This window comes from Micromonospora sp. NPDC049662 (genome assembly GCF_040675055.1).
Taxonomy (GTDB): Bacteria; Actinomycetota; Actinomycetes; order Mycobacteriales; family Micromonosporaceae; genus Micromonospora.
In genome coordinates, this window is record NZ_JBFAOC010000007.1 from 41,547 (window position 1) to 63,472 (window position 21,926).

23 protein-coding genes are annotated in these 21,926 nt (G+C 72.9%); 17 read left to right on the plus strand and 6 right to left on the minus strand.

What is annotated here, in order from left to right:
* The first annotated feature begins 42 nt into the window (after positions 1–42).
* The 16 genes from AB0J36_RS07720 to AB0J36_RS07795 all read left to right on the plus strand — a co-directional run bounded on the left by AB0J36_RS07720 (position 43) and on the right by AB0J36_RS07795 (position 14,368).
* Positions 43–849, plus strand: coding sequence for a DUF3153 domain-containing protein (locus tag AB0J36_RS07720; RefSeq protein WP_363660287.1), 807 nt, complete (start codon positions 43–45; stop codon positions 847–849).
* Between the two features lie 148 nt (positions 850–997).
* Entirely contained in the window at positions 998–1,333 is a 336-nt protein-coding gene (locus AB0J36_RS07725; protein ID WP_357118280.1) for a hypothetical protein, read from the plus strand.
* Between the two features lie 13 nt (positions 1,334–1,346).
* A complete protein-coding gene (locus AB0J36_RS07730) occupies positions 1,347–1,955 on the plus strand; it encodes a glycine zipper family protein (RefSeq protein ID WP_357118277.1) in 609 nt (202 codons plus the stop codon).
* Positions 1,952–2,653, plus strand: a complete 702-nt coding sequence (locus tag AB0J36_RS07735; RefSeq protein WP_363660288.1) for a carboxypeptidase-like regulatory domain-containing protein — start codon at positions 1,952–1,954, stop codon at positions 2,651–2,653. Before AB0J36_RS07730 ends, AB0J36_RS07735 begins: the two co-directional genes overlap by 4 nt.
* A gap of 24 nt (positions 2,654–2,677) precedes the next feature.
* Complete coding sequence (locus AB0J36_RS07740; protein ID WP_357118271.1) at positions 2,678–3,907, plus strand: phage tail sheath subtilisin-like domain-containing protein; 1,230 nt, start codon at positions 2,678–2,680, stop codon at positions 3,905–3,907.
* Position 3,908: 1 nt separating this feature from the next.
* Positions 3,909–4,391 carry a phage tail protein gene (locus AB0J36_RS07745; RefSeq protein ID WP_355051208.1) on the plus strand — a complete coding sequence of 161 codons (483 nt, stop codon included), beginning with the start codon at positions 3,909–3,911 and terminating at the stop codon, positions 4,389–4,391.
* Positions 4,366–5,709, plus strand: a complete 1,344-nt coding sequence (locus tag AB0J36_RS07750; protein WP_363660289.1) for a hypothetical protein — start codon at positions 4,366–4,368, stop codon at positions 5,707–5,709. Before AB0J36_RS07745 ends, AB0J36_RS07750 begins: the two co-directional genes overlap by 26 nt.
* A complete protein-coding gene (locus AB0J36_RS07755; protein ID WP_363660290.1) occupies positions 5,709–6,617 on the plus strand; it encodes a hypothetical protein in 909 nt (302 codons plus the stop codon). Before AB0J36_RS07750 ends, AB0J36_RS07755 begins: the two co-directional genes overlap by 1 nt.
* Entirely contained in the window at positions 6,614–8,206 is a 1,593-nt protein-coding gene (locus tag AB0J36_RS07760; protein WP_363660291.1) for a contractile injection system protein, VgrG/Pvc8 family, read from the plus strand. The genes AB0J36_RS07755 and AB0J36_RS07760 overlap by 4 nt, the downstream gene beginning before the upstream one ends.
* Positions 8,206–8,544, plus strand: a complete 339-nt coding sequence (locus tag AB0J36_RS07765) for a hypothetical protein (protein WP_357118257.1) — start codon at positions 8,206–8,208, stop codon at positions 8,542–8,544. Before AB0J36_RS07760 ends, AB0J36_RS07765 begins: the two co-directional genes overlap by 1 nt.
* Positions 8,541–8,972, plus strand: coding sequence for a GPW/gp25 family protein (locus tag AB0J36_RS07770; protein ID WP_355051213.1), 432 nt, complete (start codon positions 8,541–8,543; stop codon positions 8,970–8,972). Before AB0J36_RS07765 ends, AB0J36_RS07770 begins: the two co-directional genes overlap by 4 nt.
* Complete coding sequence (locus AB0J36_RS07775; protein WP_357397879.1) at positions 8,969–11,620, plus strand: putative baseplate assembly protein; 2,652 nt, start codon at positions 8,969–8,971, stop codon at positions 11,618–11,620. Before AB0J36_RS07770 ends, AB0J36_RS07775 begins: the two co-directional genes overlap by 4 nt.
* Positions 11,601–12,146: a phage tail protein gene (locus AB0J36_RS07780; protein WP_357118251.1), complete on the plus strand. Its 546-nt coding sequence runs from the start codon at positions 11,601–11,603 to the stop codon at positions 12,144–12,146. Before AB0J36_RS07775 ends, AB0J36_RS07780 begins: the two co-directional genes overlap by 20 nt.
* Before the next feature lie 9 nt (positions 12,147–12,155).
* On the plus strand, positions 12,156–13,088 hold the full coding sequence (locus tag AB0J36_RS07785) for a hypothetical protein (protein WP_357118248.1): 933 nt from the start codon (positions 12,156–12,158) through the stop codon (positions 13,086–13,088).
* Positions 13,085–13,543, plus strand: coding sequence for a hypothetical protein (locus AB0J36_RS07790; RefSeq protein ID WP_357118244.1), 459 nt, complete (start codon positions 13,085–13,087; stop codon positions 13,541–13,543). Before AB0J36_RS07785 ends, AB0J36_RS07790 begins: the two co-directional genes overlap by 4 nt.
* 54 nt (positions 13,544–13,597) lie before the next feature.
* Positions 13,598–14,368, plus strand: coding sequence for a hypothetical protein (locus AB0J36_RS07795; protein WP_363660292.1), 771 nt, complete (start codon positions 13,598–13,600; stop codon positions 14,366–14,368).
* Between the two features lie 42 nt (positions 14,369–14,410).
* Here the strand turns inward: AB0J36_RS07795 and AB0J36_RS07800 are convergent, their stop codons facing one another.
* The 6 genes from AB0J36_RS07800 to AB0J36_RS07825 all read right to left on the minus strand — a co-directional run bounded on the left by AB0J36_RS07800 (position 14,411) and on the right by AB0J36_RS07825 (position 20,346).
* Positions 14,411–15,292, minus strand: coding sequence for a PmoA family protein (locus AB0J36_RS07800; RefSeq protein WP_363660293.1), 882 nt, complete (start codon positions 15,290–15,292; stop codon positions 14,411–14,413).
* On the minus strand, positions 15,289–15,972 hold the full coding sequence (locus AB0J36_RS07805) for a hypothetical protein (RefSeq protein WP_363660294.1): 684 nt from the start codon (positions 15,970–15,972) through the stop codon (positions 15,289–15,291). Before AB0J36_RS07805 ends, AB0J36_RS07800 begins: the two co-directional genes overlap by 4 nt.
* Positions 15,956–16,837, minus strand: coding sequence for a carbohydrate ABC transporter permease (locus AB0J36_RS07810; protein WP_357118232.1), 882 nt, complete (start codon positions 16,835–16,837; stop codon positions 15,956–15,958). The genes AB0J36_RS07805 and AB0J36_RS07810 overlap by 17 nt, the downstream gene beginning before the upstream one ends.
* On the minus strand, positions 16,837–17,820 hold the full coding sequence (locus tag AB0J36_RS07815; protein ID WP_357118229.1) for a sugar ABC transporter permease: 984 nt from the start codon (positions 17,818–17,820) through the stop codon (positions 16,837–16,839). The genes AB0J36_RS07810 and AB0J36_RS07815 overlap by 1 nt, the downstream gene beginning before the upstream one ends.
* Before the next feature lie 32 nt (positions 17,821–17,852).
* Complete coding sequence (locus tag AB0J36_RS07820; protein WP_357169852.1) at positions 17,853–19,196, minus strand: extracellular solute-binding protein; 1,344 nt, start codon at positions 19,194–19,196, stop codon at positions 17,853–17,855.
* 91 nt (positions 19,197–19,287) lie between these two features.
* Positions 19,288–20,346: a LacI family DNA-binding transcriptional regulator gene (locus AB0J36_RS07825; protein WP_357118223.1), complete on the minus strand. Its 1,059-nt coding sequence runs from the start codon at positions 20,344–20,346 to the stop codon at positions 19,288–19,290.
* Between the two features lie 240 nt (positions 20,347–20,586).
* Here AB0J36_RS07825 and AB0J36_RS07830 point away from each other — a divergent pair, with 240 nt between their 5' ends.
* Positions 20,587–21,915, plus strand: a complete 1,329-nt coding sequence (locus tag AB0J36_RS07830) for a Gfo/Idh/MocA family oxidoreductase (RefSeq protein WP_357169849.1) — start codon at positions 20,587–20,589, stop codon at positions 21,913–21,915.
* Positions 21,916–21,926 lie beyond the last annotated feature (11 nt).

The following is a 21,926-nucleotide window of genomic DNA, read 5'->3' on the forward strand; positions in this document are numbered from 1 at the left end:
CGCTGACTGCTCGTGGTGAATTGGATCACACACACTGAGCGCATGAACAGGAGCGTCAACCGCGGTAGGGCACTCCGCGTCGCGGTGTGCCTCCTTCTTCTCGGCGCGTTGAGCGGCTGCATGCAACTCAACATGGGGCTCACCGTGAACGCCGACGACACGGTCGACGGGCAGTTGCTGCTGACCGCCCAGAAGTCGGTGCTGAGCTCCCAGAACAAGAACATCCCGGCCGCGTTCGCCGAGCTGCGGAAGAACATTCCGGCGCTGCCTCCCGGCGAGGAGACCGGCTACGAGGACAGCAAGCTCTTCGGCGCACAGATCAATTATCGCAAGGCGCCGCTGGCCGGCTTCGACAGCGAGAGCGTCAAACTGGTCCGGGACGGCGAATTCTACCGTTTCACGTTACCGCTGGATCCGAAGAAATACGGCGGGAAAGCCGCCCAGCAGAATCCGCAACAGCAGCAGGCCTTCCTCAAGCTGATGTCGTTCGAGATCTCGGTGACCTTTCCCGGACGGGTGATCGACACCAATGGCACCGTCAACGGTCGATCGGTCACCTGGAAGGTCGACGCCAACCAGGACAAGCCGATGGAACTGCGCGCCGTCGCCGAGGCGCCGCCGCGCCCCTCGGCCTCGCCGGCAGCCGCCGACACCGACTCGGGTGGTTTCCCGTGGCTGCTGGTCGTCGGCGGCGTGCTCCTGCTGCTCGTCCTCACCGCTGTGGCCGTACTCCTGTTGCGTCGCCGTCGCTCGACGGCGCCGGCGGCAGCCGGTCCGACCGCGACCGACCCGACCGCGCCCGGCCCGACCCCGCCGGGGCCGCCCGCCGGCGCGCCCGGGCCCGGCTGACGCATCCGGTGGCCGGCCTCCGCCGGCCGCGTCCCCGCTCCGGCCGCCCCGCGACGGCGGCGACCGGCGTCGGTGCTCCCCGCGCGGGAGCGCCGGCCTCACCACCACCACATCCCGGTCGCACCACTGCAGAAAAGGGGGGATCGCCGTGAACGATCTCTTCACCTGGGCAGCCCTGGGCAGTCTCGCCGGAGCGAGCGCCGCCACCCTGCTGGCCACCAACGTCATCGGCGGGTTGATCGGTCCGAGCGGCGACAAGCTGCGCAAGTGGATCGCCATCGCCATCGCCCTGCTGCTGTCCTACCTCTCGGCGGTGTTCGCCGACGAGGTCGGCGGCGAGAAGTGGGTCATCGCGTTCTTCAACGCGCTGGTCATCTTCTCCGCCGCGCTCGGCGTCAACCAGTTCCCGCCCGGCAACCGCCAGGCGACACCCACCCAACTCGCGAGCGGTCGCGAGCCCCGCGTCTTCCGCTCCTGGGTCTGAGGGGGGTGACGACATGATCTTCGGAATCCTCAGCGCGGTGATCCAGATGGCTGCCGGCGCGGTCCTCGGCCTCCTGGCCGGCGGGCCGATCGGCCTGCTCGTCGGGGCCGTCGTGGGCCTGCTGGTCGGGGCCGTGTTCGGCTGGGCGGTCACCTCCGCCGGGGTGTACGCCCCGGACGCCCGCGGCATCGTCCTCTTCGTCGTCGACCACACGTGGAGCCTGCTCAACACGGTGGTCGGGGCCGTCTACCTGGTCGTGCACCTCGTCTTCGGGCACTCGTTGGACCGGCCCACGTCGGCCGCCAGCGGCCGGGTCTGCGTGGTGCAGGGGGTCTCCCCGCGCTACGCCACCACCATCGGCACCGTCTGCGCGGGCTCCAACTCCGGCATCCAACGCCACGAGGACGTGCACATCTTCCAGGCGCGACTGCTCGGACCGCTGTACATCCCGCTGGTGCTGGCGAACTACGCGCTCTTCACCATCGCGCCGATCTGGCTGATCTACCACGACCACACCAACGCGCCGATCAACCGGTTCACCCGCTACTTCGAGATCGGCGTCTACCCGCACGTGTGGAACGAGGCCATCGCGTACCGCATCCAGGGGACGCCGCCGCGATGACCGTTGACGGGCGCGGACCGATCGAGACGGCCACCGCCGAGCTGGTCGAATGGCTGACCGGCGCGGCGGGGGAACCCGTCCCGATCGGTCCACCCCGCGCGGGCGGCGACGCCGACGGGCTGACCCTGTGGCCCCTCGAACTGCGCCCGGCCCAGCAGACCCGCTCCAGCGGCGCGGTCCGCGAACCGTACCGGTTCACGGTCCGCTACCTGCTCAGCGTGGCCGGTCCGGCCGGGCTCGCCGTGCTGGACCGGGTGCTCGCCGCCACGACCCGGGACGGCCGCTACCCGGTGGTGCTGGAGGCCGGAGCGGCGGCGCTGTGGCACGCGCTGGACGCCGCGCCCCGCCCGGCGCTGCTGATCGACGTACCGGCTCAGGTGGACCACCCGACACCGGCCGCGCCCCCGGTCCTGCAGCCGCTGCGGCTGCGTCAGGTCACGGTGCGCGCGCTCGCCGGCCGGGTCGTCGGCCCGCAGGACCAGCCCCTCGCCGCCATGCGCGTCGAGGTGCCCGGCACGGCGTCCACGACCCGCACCGGGCCCGACGGCCGGTTCCTGATCGCCGGGGTCCCGCACGACCCCGAACACCCTCATCCGGTACGACTGCGACTGAGCGGTCGCGGGCTCGTGCTCACCGCCGACGTGGACGCGGACGACGACGACGACATCGTCATCGTCTGCGCGCCACCGACCCACTGACGCCCGCCCCACACAGGAGGACCGATGCCCAGCTACTTCTCCCCCGGCATCTACGTCGAGGAGGTCCCCAGCGGCGCCCGACCGATCGGACCGGTGAGCACCAGCATCGCCGCGTTCGTCGGCGTCGCCCCGAACCGCGACGCCCACCTGGGCAAGGCCGTACCGGTCAACAACTGGACCGAGTTCCTACGGCTCTTCGCCGACGGCGACCAGGTCGAGAGCACCCCCCTCGCGCGGGCCGTCTTCGGTTTCCTGGACAACGGGGGCGCGCGCTGCTGGGTGGTCAACGTCGGCGACGGCGGCGCGATCACCGGCGCCGGCAAGCAACGCGGCGGCCTGCAACTGCTGGAGGCCGTCGACGAGATCTCCATCATCGCCGCTCCGGGCTTCTCCGACCCGGTGTCCCACGACGCGCTGATCAGCATGGCCGAGCGGACCCGCACCATGGTGGCGATCTGCGACCCGGCCCCGGACATCGACGACATCTCCGCGCTGACCCGGGTCGCCACCCCGTCCTCCGGCAAGCCGCCGAAACCCGCCGAGGGTGCGGGCCCTGCCGCTGGTCCGGGCGGCGGGGAGGGACCGCCGGCGTACCGGCCCCGGCAGTCCGAGTTCGCCGCGTTCTACTACCCGTACCTGCAGGTCCGTGACCCGATCACCGGCGAGCTGGAACTGACCCCGCCGAGCGGGCACCTGGCCGGCATCTGGGCCCGCACCGACGCCCTGCGCGGCGTGCACAAGGCGCCGGCCAACGAACCCGTCCGGGGCGCAGTCGACCTCGGCTACCGGGTCACCCGCCCCGAGCACGACGTGCTCAACCCCAAGGGCGTCAACGTGATCCGCTACTTCGCCGGCGAGGGCATCCGCGTCTGGGGCGCCCGTACGCTCGCCGCCGAGGCCAGCGAGTGGCGCTACCTCAACGTCCGGCGGCTCAGCATCGCCATCGAACAGGCCATCGCCAACGGCACCCGGTGGATGGTCTTCGAACCGAACGACTTCACCCTCTGGCGCTCGATCCGGCGCGACATCGGGGCGTTCCTCACCCGGGTGTGGCGCGACGGCGCGCTGCTGGGGCGCAGCCCCGAGGAGGCGTTCTTCGTCAAGTGCGACGAGGAGACCAACCCGCCGGACGTCCGCGACGCCGGCATGGTGATCGCCCACATCGGCATCGCCGTCGTCAAGCCCGCCGAATTCGTGGTGTTCAAGCTCAGCCAGTGGGCCGGCGGCACCGAGACCGAGACGATCGGAGGCTGACATGGCCACCCCCGCCACCCCGCAGCCCGGCGCGCCCGTCGACCCGTACCGGGCCTACAACTTCCGGCTGCTCATCAACGGCGTCACCAACGGCCACTTCACCGAGATGAGCGGACTGGAGGTGAACATCCCCGGGCAGCCGTACCGGGAGCACGGCCCCGGACCGACGCGGATGGTCCCCGGCCAGGCCGAGTACGAGCCGGTGACACTGCACTTCGGCCTCACCGCGTCCCGTGAGCTGTGGGACTGGGTGAACGCCACCGCCAAGGGCACCCTCAACCGCCGCAACGTGTCGGTGGTGCTGCTCGACGCGGCGGGCACCGCCGAGGTGCTGCGCTGGAACCTGATCGACGCGTGGCCCACCCGGTGGCGCGGAGCGCACCTCAACACGGTGAGCCACGAGATCGCCATCGCGTCGCTGACGCTGCGCTACGAGGGCCTCGAACTGGAGGCCGGCGGTGCCGCCGCGCCGACGCCCGCGTAGCTGGCTGGCCGGTCGCCTCCGCTCGGTGGCCGGCGCGGTGCAGCGCCTCGCCGGACGCGTCGACACCCCGACCGCCGAGCCGGAACGTCCGGCGGACCCGCCGCGTCGTCTCGGCGAGCCGCCGCAGCACTGGGTGGACCTGGTCGCCGCGCACGCCCCCGGCCTGCTCCGTGAGCTGGACCTCGACGTCGACCAGGCCGCGCCGACGCGGGACGAGACCCCGCCGGGCGCGGCGCCAACGCGGCGGCCGGACCGCTCGGGCGACCCGGGCGACCCGGCGTTCCGACCGGTCGCCGGTCGGACCGACCGGCCGGTGGCGGGCCGGACCGACCGGCCGACCGCCGCCCAGGGTCGATTCGGCGACCCGCGCCCGCGCGCCCGTCCGGGCGGCGCTGAGGATCACGTCCACCGTGGTCCCGAGTCGGGCGGTCCCCGACCCGCGGACGGCGGGTCCGAACGACGGCTTTCGATCATTCGACCAGCGATCCCGGACGGCTCGACGTCGTCGAGCGGGACGGCCCGCTCCGAAGGCTCCGCGTCGGCGAACGGGCGGGACAGCGCGGCGAGCGTCGGCAGGCCGTTCCGCGCGCCCGGTGTCGCCCACCCCGGGGAGGCGGTCGCGACCCCCGGCGCCGCGTCACATCTGCCCCCCACGCCTGGGCCACCCGGCGAAAGGGTGGAAGGTTTCGGCACCTCCGAAAGGGCTCTCTCTCGACGATCCGCTCTGGACGCCACGACATCGCGGCACGGACGCGGCGGCGGGAGGGAGGGCGGACCGTCCTGGCCCGCTCTGCCGGACGAGCCGGCCGGGCCGGCCCGGCTCGGAGAGCACCCCACCGAGGGGCACGCCCGGCCCCACGCCGGCCACCATCTCGAACAGCACAGCGACCGGCCCCCCGAGCACCAGCTCCCTGGACGCTCCCGGCAGTCGCCCGAGCACCGCGCGAGCCGGCTTCCTGCCCCGCAACCAACGGGCCGGTACGGGGAGCCGGAGAGACCCGACCAGCACGACGCACCACGCCACGGCCAGCACCCCCGGCCGAACCGCGACCAGCGCGTCGACAACCCGTACGCCGGTGTGCGGCGCGGCGGCGAGGTCGGGCGGTGGGACGCCCGGCCGGGGTACGAGACGGGCACCGTCGAGGTCGACAGCGTCGGACACTGGCCGGTGAGCACGCCGTTCCCGTCGGTGGCCGTCGGGCCCGGCGTGGACCCGTGGCCGGCGCTACCGGATGACGGACCGCTGTGGACGGTGCCCGGCGCGGCGCTCGACGCGGGCCACGAGCGCCGGCTCGACCGGGAGCAGGCGGGCGGCTGATGGAACGTGTGGCCTTCCTCATCGACTCCACCGGGGAGCGGGTGGACTGCCTGCTCAACCCGGAGACCGTGCAGGTGACCCGGCTCGCCGGCGTACGCCATCGGGGTGCGGGCGGCGCGCAGCTCACCGGTTCCGGTCTGGCCGACGACCCGCTGGTCTTCACCGGCGGTGGCCGTACGGAGTTGGTGCTGGATCTGCTCTTCGACGTCGACTTCGTCCAGGCGCAGGTGCGCCCCACCGACGTACGGATGCTGACCCGACCGTTGTGGATGCTGGCGGAGAACTCGGACGTCGAGCACGGCTGGCTGCGTCCGCCGCTGGTCCGGCTGGTCTGGGGCAAGACGTGGAACGTGCCGGGCGTGATCGTGGCGGTGGCCGAGCGGTTCGACGCGTTCACCGGTACCGGCTCGCCCCGGCGCTCCTGGCTGCGACTGAAGTTGGTCCGGACCGCCGAGAGCGCGGACCAGGCGCAGGCCGGCTTCGCCGAGGAGCTTGCCGTGGCGAGTACGCCGGTGGCCGCGCCGGGCAGCGCCGTGGTCGCGGCCGGCGACGGGGCCACCGAGCCGGGCCACGCCGGGGTCCGTTTCGACCTGCTGGCCAACGACGCGCTCGGCTCGCCGCTGCGGTGGCGGCTGCTGGCTGAACACAACCGGATCACCGACCCGCTCGCGGTGCCGGCCGGTACGACCCTGGCGGTGCCCCCCGTCGGCTCGGGCGGCTCCGCGCCGGAGTCGACGCTCGGCGCGATGGCACGGGCCGAGGGGTCGTTCGTGGACGCCTCGATCGCCGCCGCCGCGAGTTGGGCCGCCTCGATCGCCGCCTCGACCGGGGCCGGCCCGACCGGAACGGCCGCCGCGAGCGGGACCGCGTCGACCGGCGGCGCACCAGTCGCGGGGGGTACGCCGTGACCAGCGTCGCGCCCCGGGCGCTGACCGTTCTGCTCGACGGCGTCGAGCTGAACGCCGTGGCCCGCCAGCGGATCCGCTCGCTGCGGGTGGCCGCCCGGCTCGACCAGCCGACCCAGGCCGAGCTGGTGCTCGCGACCGCGGCCGGCACCGCGGCGCTCGACCCGGCCGTGCGCACCGGCTCGACCCTCGTCGTACGGCTCGCCGACCACACCGACGCGCTGTTCGTCGGGGAGGTGACCTGCGTGGAGGTCGAGTACGCCGCTGATGGCGCGGTCGTGCTGCGGCTGCGGGCGTACGACGCGCTGCACCGGCTGCGCAAGCGGCAGGACCTGCGGGTCTTCACCTCGGTGACGGCGGCGGAGCTGGCCCGGGACCTGTGCGGCGGGGTGGGGCTGACCGTGGCGGCCGAGGACGACGGCCCGCGGCTGGAACGGTTGGTCCAGCACCGGCACAGTGACCTGGAGCTGCTCTGCGAGGTCGCCGGGCGGGCCGGGCTGCACCTGGCCGCCGACGGCGACGGCGTACGACTGGTGACCCTCGCCGGCTACGGTGAGCCGGTCCCGCTGACCCTCGGCGCGGGTGTGCACGCCCTGCGGTTGTCCACGAACGCCGACCAGGCCAGCGGCGCGAGCGTCGCGTTGGGGTGGCACCCGCAGCGGGCGGAGCCGATCAGCCAGCGGGCCGACGAGGCGCGCTGCGGTCGGCCGTCCGGTGACCGTCCGGACCCGGCCGACGTGGGGGCCGACGGGGTCCGCACCGCCGTCGACCAGCCGGGACGCAGCGACGACGAGGTGGCCGCGCTGGCTCAGGCGCGGCTGGACCTGCGCGCTGCCGCCCTGTCCACCGCCGAGGGGGTGGCCGAGGGTGATCCGGCGCTGCGGCCGGGCCGGCGGATCGACCTGGCCGGGGTGCCCGACCCTCTCGCGGGGGCGTACATGCTGACCGAGGTGGTGCACACCGTGGACGGCGAGGGGTACCTCACCCGGTTCTCGACCGTGCCGCCGGTCGTGGCGCCGACGGCGGTCGCCGGCGCGGTCGTCACCCTCGGCACCGTGACCGACGTGGCCGACCCGGACGGGTTGGGCCGGGTACGGCTGACCCTGCCCGCGTACGGGGATCTGGACGCCGGTTGGCTCGGCGTGCTCTGCCCGGGTGCGGGACGTGGCAAGGGTCTGGTGGCGCTCCCCGATCCGGACGACACCGTGCTGGTGGTGCTGCCCGGCGGCGAGCCGGCCTCGGGCATCGTGCTGGGTTCGCTGTTCGGGGCCGTCGAGCCGTACGACGCGGGCATCGACGACGGTCGGGCCCGGCGCTGGACGCTGCGCACAGCCGGCGGACAGTCGATCGTCGTGGACGACGTCCAGCGCAGCCTGCGGCTCGGCACCGAGGGCGGCAGTTGGCTGGAGCTCACCCCCGACCTGGCCACCCTGCACGCGGCGACCGACCTGGTGATCTCCGCACCGGGCCGGGCCATGGTGGTCCGCGCCCGCAGCGTGGACTTCCTGCACGCCGAGGCGACCGAGGACCCGACCACCGCGGCGCGGCAGGCCCGTTCGCTCGCCCGCGCCCACCACGAAGGAGGCGGCTGATGCGTTGGATCCACCGCGACTCGGTGATCGCCTGTGACCACGACGGCCGGGTCGAGAACCAACCGTCGCAGCGGTGGGTGACCGTCACCGCCGTGCCGGTGCTGGTGGACGACGACCCGGAGGGACGGAAGATCGTCGCCTGCCCGAACTACGGACCGACCATCAAACCGTGCGCGAAGACGCTGACCGTCCGCGTCGGCTACAGCGACTGGCTCCGCGTCGACGGACGCCGGGTGGTGCTCTCGCACCTGGAGGGGTTCACCGACGGCACACCGCCGGACGCGATCCACCACACCGTCCGCGACCCCCGACAGCGCTTCCTGGGGGCGGACCGGTGAGGGCGTTCCGCTTCGTCGGGGCCGGCTTCGACGCCGGCCGGGGCGGCGGGTTGGCGCTCACCGCGGCCGGCGGGCTGGCCATGACCGAGGGCGACGAGAGCGTACGCCAGGCGCTGTTCCTGCTCTTGTCGACGACGCCCGGCGAGCGGCTGATGCGGCCCGGGTACGGCTCCCGGCTGCACCGGCTGATCTTCGCGCCCAACGACGACACCACGGCCGGGCTGGCGATCCACTACGTGCGGCAGGCCATCGCCCGCTGGGAGCCCCGGGTCGAGGTCATCGACGTCGACGCCGGGCCCGACGTGGACGACGCGTGGCGGCTGGTGATCCGGCTGGACTACCGGGTGCGGGCCAGCCTGACGCCCGGTCAGTTGGTGTTCTCCGTGGATCTGCTCCCCGCCGACGACGAACCGGGAGAATCGTCATGACGCTGCCCGTGCCGCACCTGGACGACCGAGGTTTCCTCGACCTCGTCACCGAGGCCCGCGAGCGGATCCGCCAGTCCTGCCCCGGCTGGACCGACCTGTCGGCGCACGACCCCGGCATGGCGCTGGTGGAGGCGTTCGCGCACCTGACCGAGGTGATGATCTATCGGCTGAACCAGTTGCCGGAGAAGGCGTACGTGCAGTTCCTGAACCTGCTCGGGGTGGCGCGGCACGCGCCCACCGCGGCCTGGGCGGACGTGGTGTTCAGCCGGGCCGGCGTCGACACCTCGGCGGTGCGGATCCCGGCCGGGCTGCGGGTCGCGGCGGCGCGTGGCGCCGACCCCCGGCCCGTCGTGTTCGTCACGACCGAGCCGGCGACGCTGCCGGCCGGCGAGTCCTCGGTGACCGTCCGGATGCACCACTGCGAGCCGGTGGACGCGGAGCTGCTGGGTCTCGGCACCGGCCAGCCGGGGCAGGTGCTGCGCGCGGCCCGCGCTCCCCTGGCCCACACCGCCGAGCCGCTGGACCTGCTGCTCGGCGTGGAGGTGCCGACCGGCTCGGTGGAGCTGGGGGCGGCGGCCCGCGAGCACGAGGGCCACACGTTCGAGATCTGGCAACCGGTGGACAGCTTCGCCGGGCTCGGCCCGCAGGCCAAGGCGTACCTGGTGGACCGCTGCTCGGGCACCGTCACCTTCGCCCCGGCCCTGGACCTGCGGCCGTCCGCCGACGGCACCGCCGGGCCGACGCCGGTGGCCGCCGTGCCCCCGGCCGGGCGGCAGGTCCGCCTCTGGTACCGGGCCGGCGGCGGTCCGGCCGGCAATGTCGCCGCCGGCACGCTGACCACCCTGCGCGATCCACTGCCCGGGGTACGCGTCGACAACCCCACCCGGGCGGCCGGCGGCCGGGAGATGGAGGCGTTGGAGTCGGTGCTGCTGCGCGGCCCGTACGAGTTCTTCGCCCAGCAGCGCGCGGTCACCGCCCGCGACTTCGAGGTCCTGGCCACCAGCTCGGGCGCGGTAGCGCGGGCCCGCGCGTTCACCCGCTCGGCCGTCTACAGCTTCGCCCGCCCGGGTGAGGTCGAGGTGGTGTTGGTGCCGTACGTGCCACCGGCGGCCCGACCGGGCGGCCGGCTGCCGGTGGCGGTGCTGCGCGAGTACGAGGTGCCCGAGGCCCGCCGCCGCGTCGAGGCGGACCTGGAACAGCGCCGGATGGTCGGTATCCGCTCGCGGGCGAGCTGGGCCCGGTTCAAGGCGGTGTCGGTGCGGGCCCGCGTGGTGGTGCGGCGGGAGGAGGACGTGGACGCGGTCCGGCGGCGCATCCACGACCGGCTGCACCAGACGCTCAGCCCGCTGCCCACCGCGCTCAACCCGAGCGGGTGGCCGTTCGGTGAGCCGCTGCGGGCGTCCAACGTGTACCGGCTGTTGGAGCAGGCCGAGCCGGGCGTGCGGTACGTCGAGTCGGTGCGGTTCGTGGTCGACGAGGCGCCCGACGCCAACGTCCGCGCCCTCGCCGTCGACGCGTACCAGCCGCGCACCTGGTACGCCGGGCGTGGCCCGGTGCTGTTCCGCTCCAGCAACGCGGGCTCGGGCTGGGAGCCGGCCGGCCGGTTCGACGACGACGAGACGGTGCTGCGGGTCGCGCCCGCCCCCGCCCCGGTGCGGCCCGGCATCGTGGCGCGTCCCGGCTCGGTGGCCGTGGTGACAGTGCGCGAGTCGGGCGGCTCCCGGGTACGACTGAGCACCGACCTGGGTGAGACGTGGTCGCTGCTGACCGACCTGGACTCGCGGATCTCCGACGTGGCGTGGCTGGACCGCGACGGCGCGGGAGCGCTGCTGGTCGCGACCGACACCGGGCTGTACGAGGTGTCGCTGCTGCCCGGCGCGGTGCCGTTGCAGATCCTCGTCGACCCTTCCGACGCCGACCGGGGCTTCTACGCGGTCCGCGCCTTCGTCTCCGAGCGCGGCGCGCCGGGCGTGGCGGTCGCGGCGCAGGCCAGCTTCGGGGTGTACCTGTCGACGGCCGGCGGCCGGCCGGGCAGCTTCACGCACGTCGGGCTCTCCAACGTGGACAACCGGGTCCTCGCGGTGCAGTACGACGGCCCGGCCACCCTGCTGTGGAGCGGCGCGGGCGAGCCGGACCCGAAGAAGCCCGGTCAGGGCTGTCACCGCACCCGGCTGTTCGAGTCCGACGTCAAATGGCAGTCGGTGCAGGCCGGCTGGATCGGCGGCACCTGCCGGGATCTGGCGTTCGCCGGCCAGCAGGCGGTGGCCGCCACGCAGAGCGGCGGGGTGCTGCGGCTGGACACCCTGGCCGCCCAGCCGCAGTGGCAACCGGTCTCGGTCAACTGCGGGCTGCCGTTGCGCGACCGGACCCGGTTCGTGCCGGTCGACGCCGTCGCCGTGAGCGGCCCTGCCGCGGCGGCCGTCGGCACGGGCGGTCCGGCGGCCTCCGGCGCGGGCGGTCCGGCGGCGGACCGGCTGGTGCTGGCCTGCGGCGAGCGCGGCGTCTACCGCAGCGCCGACACGGTCACCTGGACCGCCAGCGCCAACCAGGCCACCGCCGACGTGGTGACCGTCCCGGACACGTGGCTGCTCTGCTCCGGCGAGCACGACATCGAGGTGGTGCGCCAGGATGCGACGCTCGGCGATTGAGCGGCTGCTGCCCGCCGCGTACCAGCGGGCATGCGTGCCGGGCAGCGTGCTCTGGGCGCTGCTGGACGTGATGGAGGGACTGCACGCCCCGGACGAGGCGATCCTCGCCGAGGTGGACGCCCTGTTCGACCCGTACCGGGCCCCCGAGGACATGGTCGTACGCCTGACCCGCTGGGTGGCGATGGACCACGTGGTGGCGTCGCACCGACCGGACGCGCCGCTGCCCCTGCCGGTCGGGCGGCTACGGGACCTGGTGGCCCACGGCGCGCTGCTGGCGCGGTGGCGCGGCACCCCGTACGGGATGCGACGGGCCCTGGAGGTGGCGACCGGGGTGAGCGGCTTCGCCATCGACGAACCCGACGAGAGGCCCTTTCACATCGTGGTGCGGGTGCCGGCGGACGCCGCCGACCACCTCGCCGTGATCACCCGCATCGTCGAGGCGGAGAAGCCGGCGGCGACCACCGCCGAGGTCGTCCTCGCCGCCTCGCCACCATCGGATCAGCCGACCGCGGCACCGTCCGCTTAAGGAGCCTTCATGACCACCGAATGGGCCGTCGTCGGCGCCGCGTCGCAGTTCACCCTGGACGCCGCCAACCACGGCGAGCTGACGTTCACCGTCTCCAACCCGGGCCTCGCGCCGGACACCGTCGTCTTCGACGTGGCGCCCGGCGAGGGCAGCCAGCGGGCCTGGTTCACCGTCACCGAGCCGCAGCGGGTGGTGCCCGGTCAGGGTTCGGTCTCGTTCCTGGTCCGCCTCGCGGTGCCGGCCGGCACCGCGCCCCGCCGCTACGACATGACCGGGTTCGCGTACTCGGCGAACACCGCGCCGGAGGAGAGTTCGCGCTCCAGCGGCCGGGTGACGTACGAGGTCCGGGCGGTCGCCGCGCCGAAGCGGACGCCGTGGCCGTGGATCGCCGCCGCCGCGGCGCTGGTGCTCGTGGTCGCCGGGGTGGTCGGCTACCTGCTGACCCGCTCCGACGGCCCACCGACGCCGGGCACGCCACGGGTCGTGACGCTGGAGGCGGAGAGCCTGGTCGACGGGGCAAAGGTGGAGTCCCCGGCGAAGACCGCGGCGGGCATCGACGCGCAGCCGAACTGCTGCGACATCACCTGGTCGGACGACGCGCAACTGTTCTTCACGGGCCTGGCGCCCGGTGACCGGGTGAACGTCACCGTCGAACTGCCGGCCGACGCCCTCTGGCGTTTCTCCACCACGCGCACCACGAGCTTCGACTACGCCAACACCATCTGGCAGATCGACGGCGTGCAGCTCGGCAGCACCTTCTTCGGCTTCAGCCCGACGGTGATCCGGCAGGACTTCACCGACGTGGGCACCGTCCGGTTGGCGGCGGGCCGGCACACGCTCACCCTGGTCGCCGTCGGCAAGACGCAGGGCTTCGACAGGTACTTCGCGGGCGTGGACCAGATCCGCTTCACCGAGGTGCCCGGGGCGGTCGCGCGGCGATGAGCGGTCGGCAGAAGGTCGTCCTGGTGACGCTGGCGGTGCTGCTGGTGGCGTTCTTCGCGCTCGCCGTCGGCGTCGGCGGCGGCGAGCAGGGCCGCGCGAGCGATCGGCCGGGAATCGTGCAGCGGCTGGGCCGGCTGGCCGGGGCGAGCAGCACGATCGACCCGACGACCGTGCAGGCCGACTGCGACCGTACCGGCGACGTGCTCACCTTCGTCGGCGGCTGCGCGGTGCGGGTCGCCGACCCGGGCGAGCTGCGGACGTTGGTGCTGCGCAGTGGCCGCACGTTCGTGGTGAACGCCCCGGCGCCCGGGGACGCCGACCTCACCGTGCGGTCGGAGGTCGAACCGGACGACGGTGGCGAGGCGGTCGCCCGGATCGCCGTCGACAGCGCGACCACGGTGCTGCTGGGCTGCCCGGGAGGTGTGGGATGCACGGTCACCGTCGCCGCCGGGTGACAGGTCCACCCACCGGCCCGAGCCGGGCGCTCCCCGACCGTACGGAGGCCCGCCATGGGTGACCTGCGTAAGCCGTTCCTGCTGCTCGCGCTGGTCGCGATCACGCTGGTGGTCCTCGTCGAGGTGGGATCGTCGCTGCTCACCGGTGGCGGCGACGCCACCGGCGCGCTGCTGGTCGGCGCGGCGGACCTCGGCGTGGAGGTGGACGCGGCCGGAGTCAGCGAACCGTCCGGACGGGGCACCAGCTACCTGGCGCTGATCGACGCGGTGGCGCTCTGGACCACTGGCCTGTTCTGCCTGAGCCTGGTGGTGCCGGAGCGGGTGCAGGGCCGGATCCAGGGCGTCGCGACGCTGATCTTCTCGATCCTGCTCATCCTGGGCTCGCTGATCCTGCTGATCATCGCGTTCGTGGAGCTGATAATCATGGTGTCGCTGTTCCTGGCCGTGCCGTTCGGCACCCTGGCGTACCTGGCGCTGTGGGGCTTCTTCCCGGTCGGCGACGCGGCGGTGCTGCTCGGCCTGGCGCTGCTGCTCAAGCTGGTCTGGGCGGGGCTGTTGGTGCTGGCCCAGCCCCGGTTTCTGCAGAACAAGGGCCTCGTCCTGATAATCATCACCACCCTGCTGTGCACCGTCGTGCTGGAATTCCTGCACAATCTGGTGCCGGTGATCCTGGTGAGCATCCTCGACGACATCGGCGCGATCGTCTTCGCCATCATCGCCATCATCTGGGGGCTGGTGCTGCTGATCGGCTCGATCCCGGCGATAGTCAAGGCCATCCGCGTCACCGCCGCCGCCGTCCCCGCCGCCCTACCCGGTCGATCATGAAGTTGTTGTCACCACGCCCGGCGTGTCGGGACAACAACTTCATCATCGACGCGCGCTGGCGAGGGTGGCGCATTGGGCTGGGGACAGGGTGCCGTCGGCGATCCACACCTGGTAGCTGCCGTGGCGGGTGGTGGCGGCGGGGACCTCCGCCGGTTGGTCGAAGGCGAAGGCCACGCAGACGCCGGGATACATCGCGGTCCGCGCGAACCACCGGTCACCGGGGCCGAGGCCCGCGAAGACCAGGGTGTACGCGCCACCGCCCGGCCCGGTGCCGGCCAGCGCCAGCCACGGGGTGGCGCTGCCGTTGATCGCCTCCTCCCCCGTCGCCTCGGCGGTGAACACCGTCGCCTCGCCCCCGGCGGCGACCGCCCGCCAGAAGAAGCCGCCGTAGCCGGCCCCGCCGGGACGACCGTTGGTGGCCGGACTGCCCAGGCGCACGGACCTGTCGGGCGGCGCGGTGAGCGCGGAGTCCAGGTCGAGCCGCCAGACGTCCGGCGTCACCGCCGACGCGGCCAGCTGACGCCGCTCGGCGAGCAGCACCCGTCCGCGCGGGTCGCGCCACTGGAGCTGATGGGCCAGCCGGTCCGCCGAGCGCCGCGTCCAGCCGGTGTGGACAATCCGCCCGTGGTCCTCGCGCCACGTGTAGCCGACGTCGCGCACGTAGGTACGCCCGCCCCACAGGTTGACGCCGTCGACGTCCTGCACCGCGAGGGAGGCTCCCAGGTGCCACACATGGTCGGCGGGGAGCGCGTCGGTGACCACCGTGCCGCCGAGGGTGCGCACGGGGTGCAGGTACGGCCGGGGGCCGTGCCGCGCGTCCAACGCGGGGTCGACGACGTACCGGGCCACCTCGGTCACGCCGACCAACAGCCGAGCCGGTTCCTCGGCGACCGGAGCGGCGTCGGTGGCGGGATCGGTGGTCACGGCAGCTCCGGCCGGACGGCGGCCGGCTCGCGGCTGCCGACCTCGGCGGCGAAGGCGCGGCCGACGTCCGTGGGGACCGGCATCCGGCTGGCGACGGCGTGCAGGGCCGCCAGGGTGTAGCCGGCGAGGATGGGCACGGCCACCGGTGTGACCAGGACGGCGAGCAGCCCCGCCAACGCCGTCACGCCCGTGAGGGCGGCCCACCGGGTGGGCGCGTCGAGGCAGGCGCGGGCGCTGGACCGGGCCGCGACCCGCCACCGCCCGCCCCCGTTCCGGCCCGCCTCGACGACGACCAGCCCGGCGTACCCGGCCAGAGCGGCCGCGACCAGAGCGGTCACCGCCAGCGCCGGCGGGCCACCGGGCACCCGCCCGGCGGTCAGCGCCGCCAGGTCGGCGGCGAGCAGCCCGAGCACGCAGAGCGCGAGCAGGCTGACCGGCACGCCGGGCAGCACCGAGCGGCCGAACCGGCGCAGGCTCGTCCGCGCCGACGGCCAACCGCCGGTACGCGTCCAGTCGCGCACCGCCGCGCTGGCCGTACCGGCCGCCCCGGCGGCGGTGAGCAGCGGCGCCGCCGCGAGGGTCAACAGGATGCCGAGCAGCGCCAGGTCCGCGGCGTCGCGGGCGACGTCCCGCCAGTCCCGCCGCTCGGCGTCGTCGACGGGTTCAGCCCTTGATGCCACTGGTGTTGATCCCCTCGACGAGCATCCGTTGGAACGCGACGAAGAACAGGAAGACCGGCAGCAGCGACAGCACCGACATGGCGAACATCGGCCCGACCGCGCTCTGACTCGTCGAGTCGATGAAGAGGGTCAGCGCCACCGGCACGGTGTAGTCCTTCAGTTGGGACAGGAAGACCAGTTGGCGGAAGAAGTCGTTCCAGGTCCAGATGAACGAGAAGATCGCGGTGGTGACCAGCGCGGGTCGGCTCAGCGGCAGGATGATGTGCCGGAAGATCCCGTACGGGCCGGCGCCGTCGATCCGCGCCGCCTCGTCCAGCTCCCGTGGGACGCCGCGCATGAACTGCACCATGAGGAACACGAAGAACGCCTCGGTGGCCAGGAACTGCGGGATGAGCAGCGGCAGGTAGGGCCACTCGCCACCCACCAGACCGAGGGTGCGGAACAGGATGTACTGCGGCACGATCAGCACGTGCTGGGGCAGCAGCAGCGTACCGATCATGACGGCGAACCAGAGGCCACGCAGCCGGAACCTCAGGCGGGCGAAGGCGTACGCGGCCAGCAGGCAGGAGAGCCCGTTGCCGATGACGGTGAGCAGGCTGACCAGCGCGCTGTTGAGGAAGAACCGGCCGAATCCGACGTCGAAGTTGGACCAGCCGGCGGTGTAGTTGCCCGGGGTGAACCGCTCCGGCAGCAGCCCGACGTTGTTGACGATCTCCTCCTGGGACTTCACGGAGGTGCCGACCATCCAGATCAGCGGGTAGAGCACCACGGCCACGATCACCACCAGGATCAGCAGCCGCAGCACGGGCCGGCCGCCGGGGCGTCGTCCCGCTCCGGGCAGCGCCGCCGCCGTCGGAGTCGCCATCACCGGTCCTCCCCGTCGGAGTAGTGCACCCAGAACCGCCCGGTGCTGAAGAAGATCGCGGTGAGCACCGCGATGGCGAGCAGGAACACCCAGGCCATCGCCGAGGCGTAGCCCATCTCCAGGTCGGTGAAGCCGGTGATGTAGAGGTTCAGCGTGTACATGAGGGTCGAGTCGACCGGGCCGCCGGTGCCGTTGCTGAGCACGAACGCGGCGGTGAAGCCCTGGAAGCCGTTGATCGTCTCCAGCACCAGGTTGAAGAAGATGACCGGGGAGAGCATCGGCAGGGTGACGGCGCGGAACTGCCGGAACCGACCGGCGCCGTCGACGGACGCGGCCTCGTACAGCTCGGTGGGCACCTGTTTCAGCCCGGCCAGGAAGATCACCATCGGGGCGCCGAACTGCCAGATGGCCAGCACCATGAGCGTCTGCAGGGCCCAGTCCGGGTCGTTGACCCAGGGCCTGCCCTCGATGCCGAAGAGGCTCAGCAGCGAGTTGAACGCACCATCGCGGTTGAACATGTTGACCCAGACGATGGCCAGCGCCACGCTGCCGCCGAGCAGCGACGGCAGGTAGAACAGGCCGCGGAACAGGCCGACGCCGCGCCACGCGCGGTTGAGCAGCAGCGCCACGCCGAGGGCCGCGGCCAGTTTCAGGGGTACGGCGACCAGCGCGAAGGTCAGGGTGACCCGCACGGCGTGCCAGTACGACGGGTCGGCCGTGAACATCCGCTCGTAGTTGGCCAGCCCCACCCACCGGGCCTCGGAGAACGGGGTGAGGATGTCGTAGTTGGTGAAGCTCAGGTAGAGCGACAGCAGCATGGGGACCGCCGTGACACCCATCAGGCCGATGAGCCACGGCGACAGGAAGACGTACCCCGCCAGACCCTCGCGGTGCCGGATGCCGCCGGACCCACGCCGGGTGGGGTGGGTCCGGACGGATCCGGGGCCGGGTCGGGTCGGGTCGGGCGCCGTGGTCAACGCCACGATCGGCTCCTCTCCTCGCCTCGTGGGGCGGGTCAGGCGATGGCGCCCTTGCACGCCTCGATGAACTGGGCGGCGGCCTGCGCGGGGGTGGCCCGGCCGTACTGGGCGCTCTCGGCGGCCTTGACCAGCTCGGACTTGACCGTGCTGTGTCCCTTGATCGGCACCTGTGGCGACTCGCCGAACTTCTGGGTCAGCTCCGCCTCGACGGCGATCGACTGCTTCATCGCGGGGTCGGTGGTGCCGTCGCTGACGACCTGACGCAGGTCCAGGTTGGACGGCAGGCCCCGGTCGGTGCCGAGCAGGGTGACGGCCTCCCGGTCGTTGACCAGGAAGTTGATCACATCGACCGCGACGTCCCTGTTCTTGCTGCCCTTGAACACCGACCAGTACATCGAGGCCCGGGCCCACTGCGCGCTCGGATCGCCGGGGTAGGCGATCACTCCCAGCTCGTCCTTGGTGTTCTTCTTCAGGTCCGGCATCTGGTTGGCCCAGACCCAGGACGTCGCGGACTTGCCGGTGACCACCAACTGCTTGGTGACGTCGCTGGAGTTGCCCTCGTGGATGACGTCGGCGGTCGGGGTGGCCTTACGGTCCCGCGCGCCCTTCCAGAGGTCGAACCAGGCGGTCACGTCCTCGGCGGTGAAGCCCAGATCCTTGCCCTGGTAGAGGTCCTTGCCCTGCTGGCGCAGCCAGACCCAGAACGCCTTGTAGTCGGCGCTCGGATCCTGGGTGCCGGGAACCCCCGTCCTGGCGGACACTCCCTCGGCCCAGGCGATGTGCTGCTCCCAGCTCATCCCGGTGGTCGGTTCGGGCAGGTTGTGCTTCGCCAGCAGCGTCTTGTTGTAGACCAGACCCTGCGTGTTCTCCCCGGCGGCCAGGCCGGCGAGCTTGCCGTCGACGACGCCGTACTGCCACAGGCTCTTGGGGAACGTGGCGGTGTCCAGCTTGCCGGACTTCTGGTACGAGGTGAGGTCGAGCGTGGTGTTGCGAGCCGCGTACTCGGCGAGGTAGTTGTCGTCGATCTGGAACAGGTCGGGCGGGTTGCCACCGGCGGTGAGCGTGGCGAGCTTGTCGAAGTAGCCCTGGTTGGCCTGCCAGGTCTTCTCGAAGGTCACGTTGGGATGCTTCTTTGTGTAGAGGGCGAGGGCGTCCTCGGTCAGCTTGGCCCGGGCGTCACCGCCCCACCAGAAGATCGAGAGCTTGACGGGGGCGTTGGGGTCGGCGGCGTCGTCGTCGCCGCACGCGGCGGCGCCGAACAGCAGCGGCGCGGCGACCGTCGCGGCGAGCAGGCCGCGCAGCAGCCGCCGCCGGGGCAGCGGGGTGGCGGGCGGACGCCCGACGGGCGTGCCGGTGGTGGGGGACGTTGCGGGGTGCATGTGCGCTCACTCCTCGGCTTTAGGAGGCGACGGCATCACCCGAGGCCGCGGTCGGGATGCCCGGACCCGCAGGGCAGTGCGGGTCCGGGCCTTAGGGCGCGGCCAGGGGACGTGCCGGCCGGGCATGCGGACCCGGCCCGGTCGAGTCGCGGATGACCAGGTCGGTCTGGAGCATTACCTGTGCGGTGGTACGCCGGACGCCGACCGCCGTGCCGGTACCGGGCCCCCGCGCGCCGCGCGGTGACTCGATGTCCTGTTGCAGCAGCATGTCGACGGCCGTCCGGCCGGCGGCCCCGGTGGGTGTGGCCACCGTCGTCAGTTTGGGTCGGGTGAGCCGGCTCAGGGCGATGTCGTCGACCCCGACGACGCTCACCTGCTGCGGCACCCGGACCCCGAGCGCGTCCAGCCCTTCGATGAGGCCGATCGCCATCAGGTCGTTGTAGGCGAGCACGGCGGTGACGCCGCTGTGCCGCACCTGCTCGGCCACGGCGGAGCCGCCGGTCTCGGTGGGAGCGTTGGGGCCGAGCACGGTCAGTTCCCCGCCACCGGCCCGGACGGCCGTGGTGGCGGCACGCCGCATCTCCCGGTTGGTCCACGAGCTGCGCGGCCCGCCGAGCAGGGCGATGTCGCGGTGACCGAGACCGATCAGGTGCTCGACGGCTGCCCGGGCGCCCTGCCCGACGTCCATCAGCACGCAGGCCAGGCCGGTCACCTGACGGTTCACCACGACCAGCGGCACCTCGCGGCTGAGCTGTTCGATCAGGCTGTTGCTCATCCGGGGGCTGCACAGCAGCACCCCGTCGACCTGCTTGGCGAGGGCGTGGACCAACTCCTCCTCGGCGGTCGGGTCCTCGTTGGTGTCGGCCACGAAGACGTGGTAGTCGCGGTGGCGTGCCTGGCTCTCCGCCGCCTTGATCAGCGGTGGGAAGAACGGGTTCGCGATGTCGGCGATGATCAGCCCGATGTTGTGCGTACGCCCGGTGATGAGGGCGCGGGCGGCCCGGTTCGGCCGGTAGCCCAGGTCCTCCGCGCAGGCCAGCACCCGGACCCGGGTCTCGGGGTTGACGAGGTGCGGGGCGGAGAAGGTGCGGGACACGGTGGAGATGTGCACCCCGGAGGCGCGGGCGACGTCCCGGATGGTGACTGGCACGGCGGCCCCTTCGTCCGAGTGCGGCGGTGGTCACGCGGGTGCCGCCAATTAATGCAAACGGTTGCTCCACTGTCAACGGTCAATGTTTGCAGCTTTGTTGCATCGAGACGCCCAGTGGTGGCCTTCAACCCCGCAAAAACCCACAATTGCCGCCGGTTGTGCCGCTGTCGTTGACGCCATCACATTGATCGTGGTTACTTCACTGCAAACCTTTGCAGGGGTCATCCGGAGGGCGATCGCATGTCACCGAGATCCGGCGGGCGGGTCCGCTACGCCATCGTGGGCACCGGCGCGCGAGCGGAGATGTTCGTCCGGGCCCTGGTGCTCGACCACCCGGACTCCGCCGAGCTGGTCGCCTTCGCCGACGTCAACCAGACCCGGATGGACGCGCACAACCGCTGGCTGGGCGAGCTGGGACACCGGCCGGTGCCCACGTACCCCGCCGGCGGATTCGCCTCCATGCTGGACGCCGAACGCGTCGACGTCGTCCTGGTGACCAGCGTGGACGTCACCCACGACGAGTACGTGGTGGCCGCGCTGCGCGCCGGCCGGGACGTCGTCACCGAGAAGCCGATGACCGTGGACGCCGCCCGCTGCCGGCGCATCCTGGAGGCCGTGGCCGAGACCGGCGGCAGCGTTGCGGTCGCCTTCAACTACCGCTACAACCCGCTGCACGAGCAGGTCCGCCGGCTGCTCGCCGAGGGCGCGGTCGGCGAGATCGGCTCGGTGCACTTCGAGTGGCTGCTCGACGTGCGCCACGGGGCCGACTACTTCCGCCGCTGGCACCGCGACAAGGCCACCTCCGGCGGCCTGCTGGTGCACAAGGCCAGCCACCACTTCGACCTGGTCAACTGGTGGCTGGCCGCCACCCCGGTCGAGGTGTACGCGGCCGGTCGACTCTTCTTCTACGGCGAGAGCGGCCGCCGGCACGGCTACGCCCGCGACTACGACCGGGCGTACCGCTCCCCCGCCGCGGTTGACGACCCGTTCGCGCTGCGGCTCGACGCGCACCCCCGACTGCGCGAGCTGTACCTCGACGCCGAGGCCGAGGACGGCTACCAGCGCGACCGCAACGTCTTCGCCCCCGGAGTGAGCATTGAGGACGACATGGCGGTGCTGGCCCGCTACTCCACCGGCGCGACAATGACCTACCACCTCACCGCGTACGCCCCCTGGGAGGGCTACCGGGTGATGGTGAACGGCAGCCGGGGACGCCTCGAACTGGAGGTGACCGAGAACGACTACGTCGACCGGGGCACCGCCGGCGCCGTCAAGGGCGCGGCCCTGCACGGCGTCGAGGCGCCGACCGAGGGGGGCGACGCGACGCTCACGGTGCGCCCGTTCTGGGAACCGCCCCGACGGATCCTCATCGAGGGTCGTACCCGCCAGGGGCACGGCGGCGCGGACGCCCGGATGACGGCGGTGCTCCTGGGCGGTCAGCCTGATCCGTTGGGCCGCGCCGCGACGGCCGAGGACGGCGCGCTGGCCCTGCTCACCGGCCTGGCCGCCAACCGGTCCCTGGAGACCGGGCGAGCCGTGCGCGTCGCTGACCTGCTCACCACCCGCTGAGAAGCAGAACG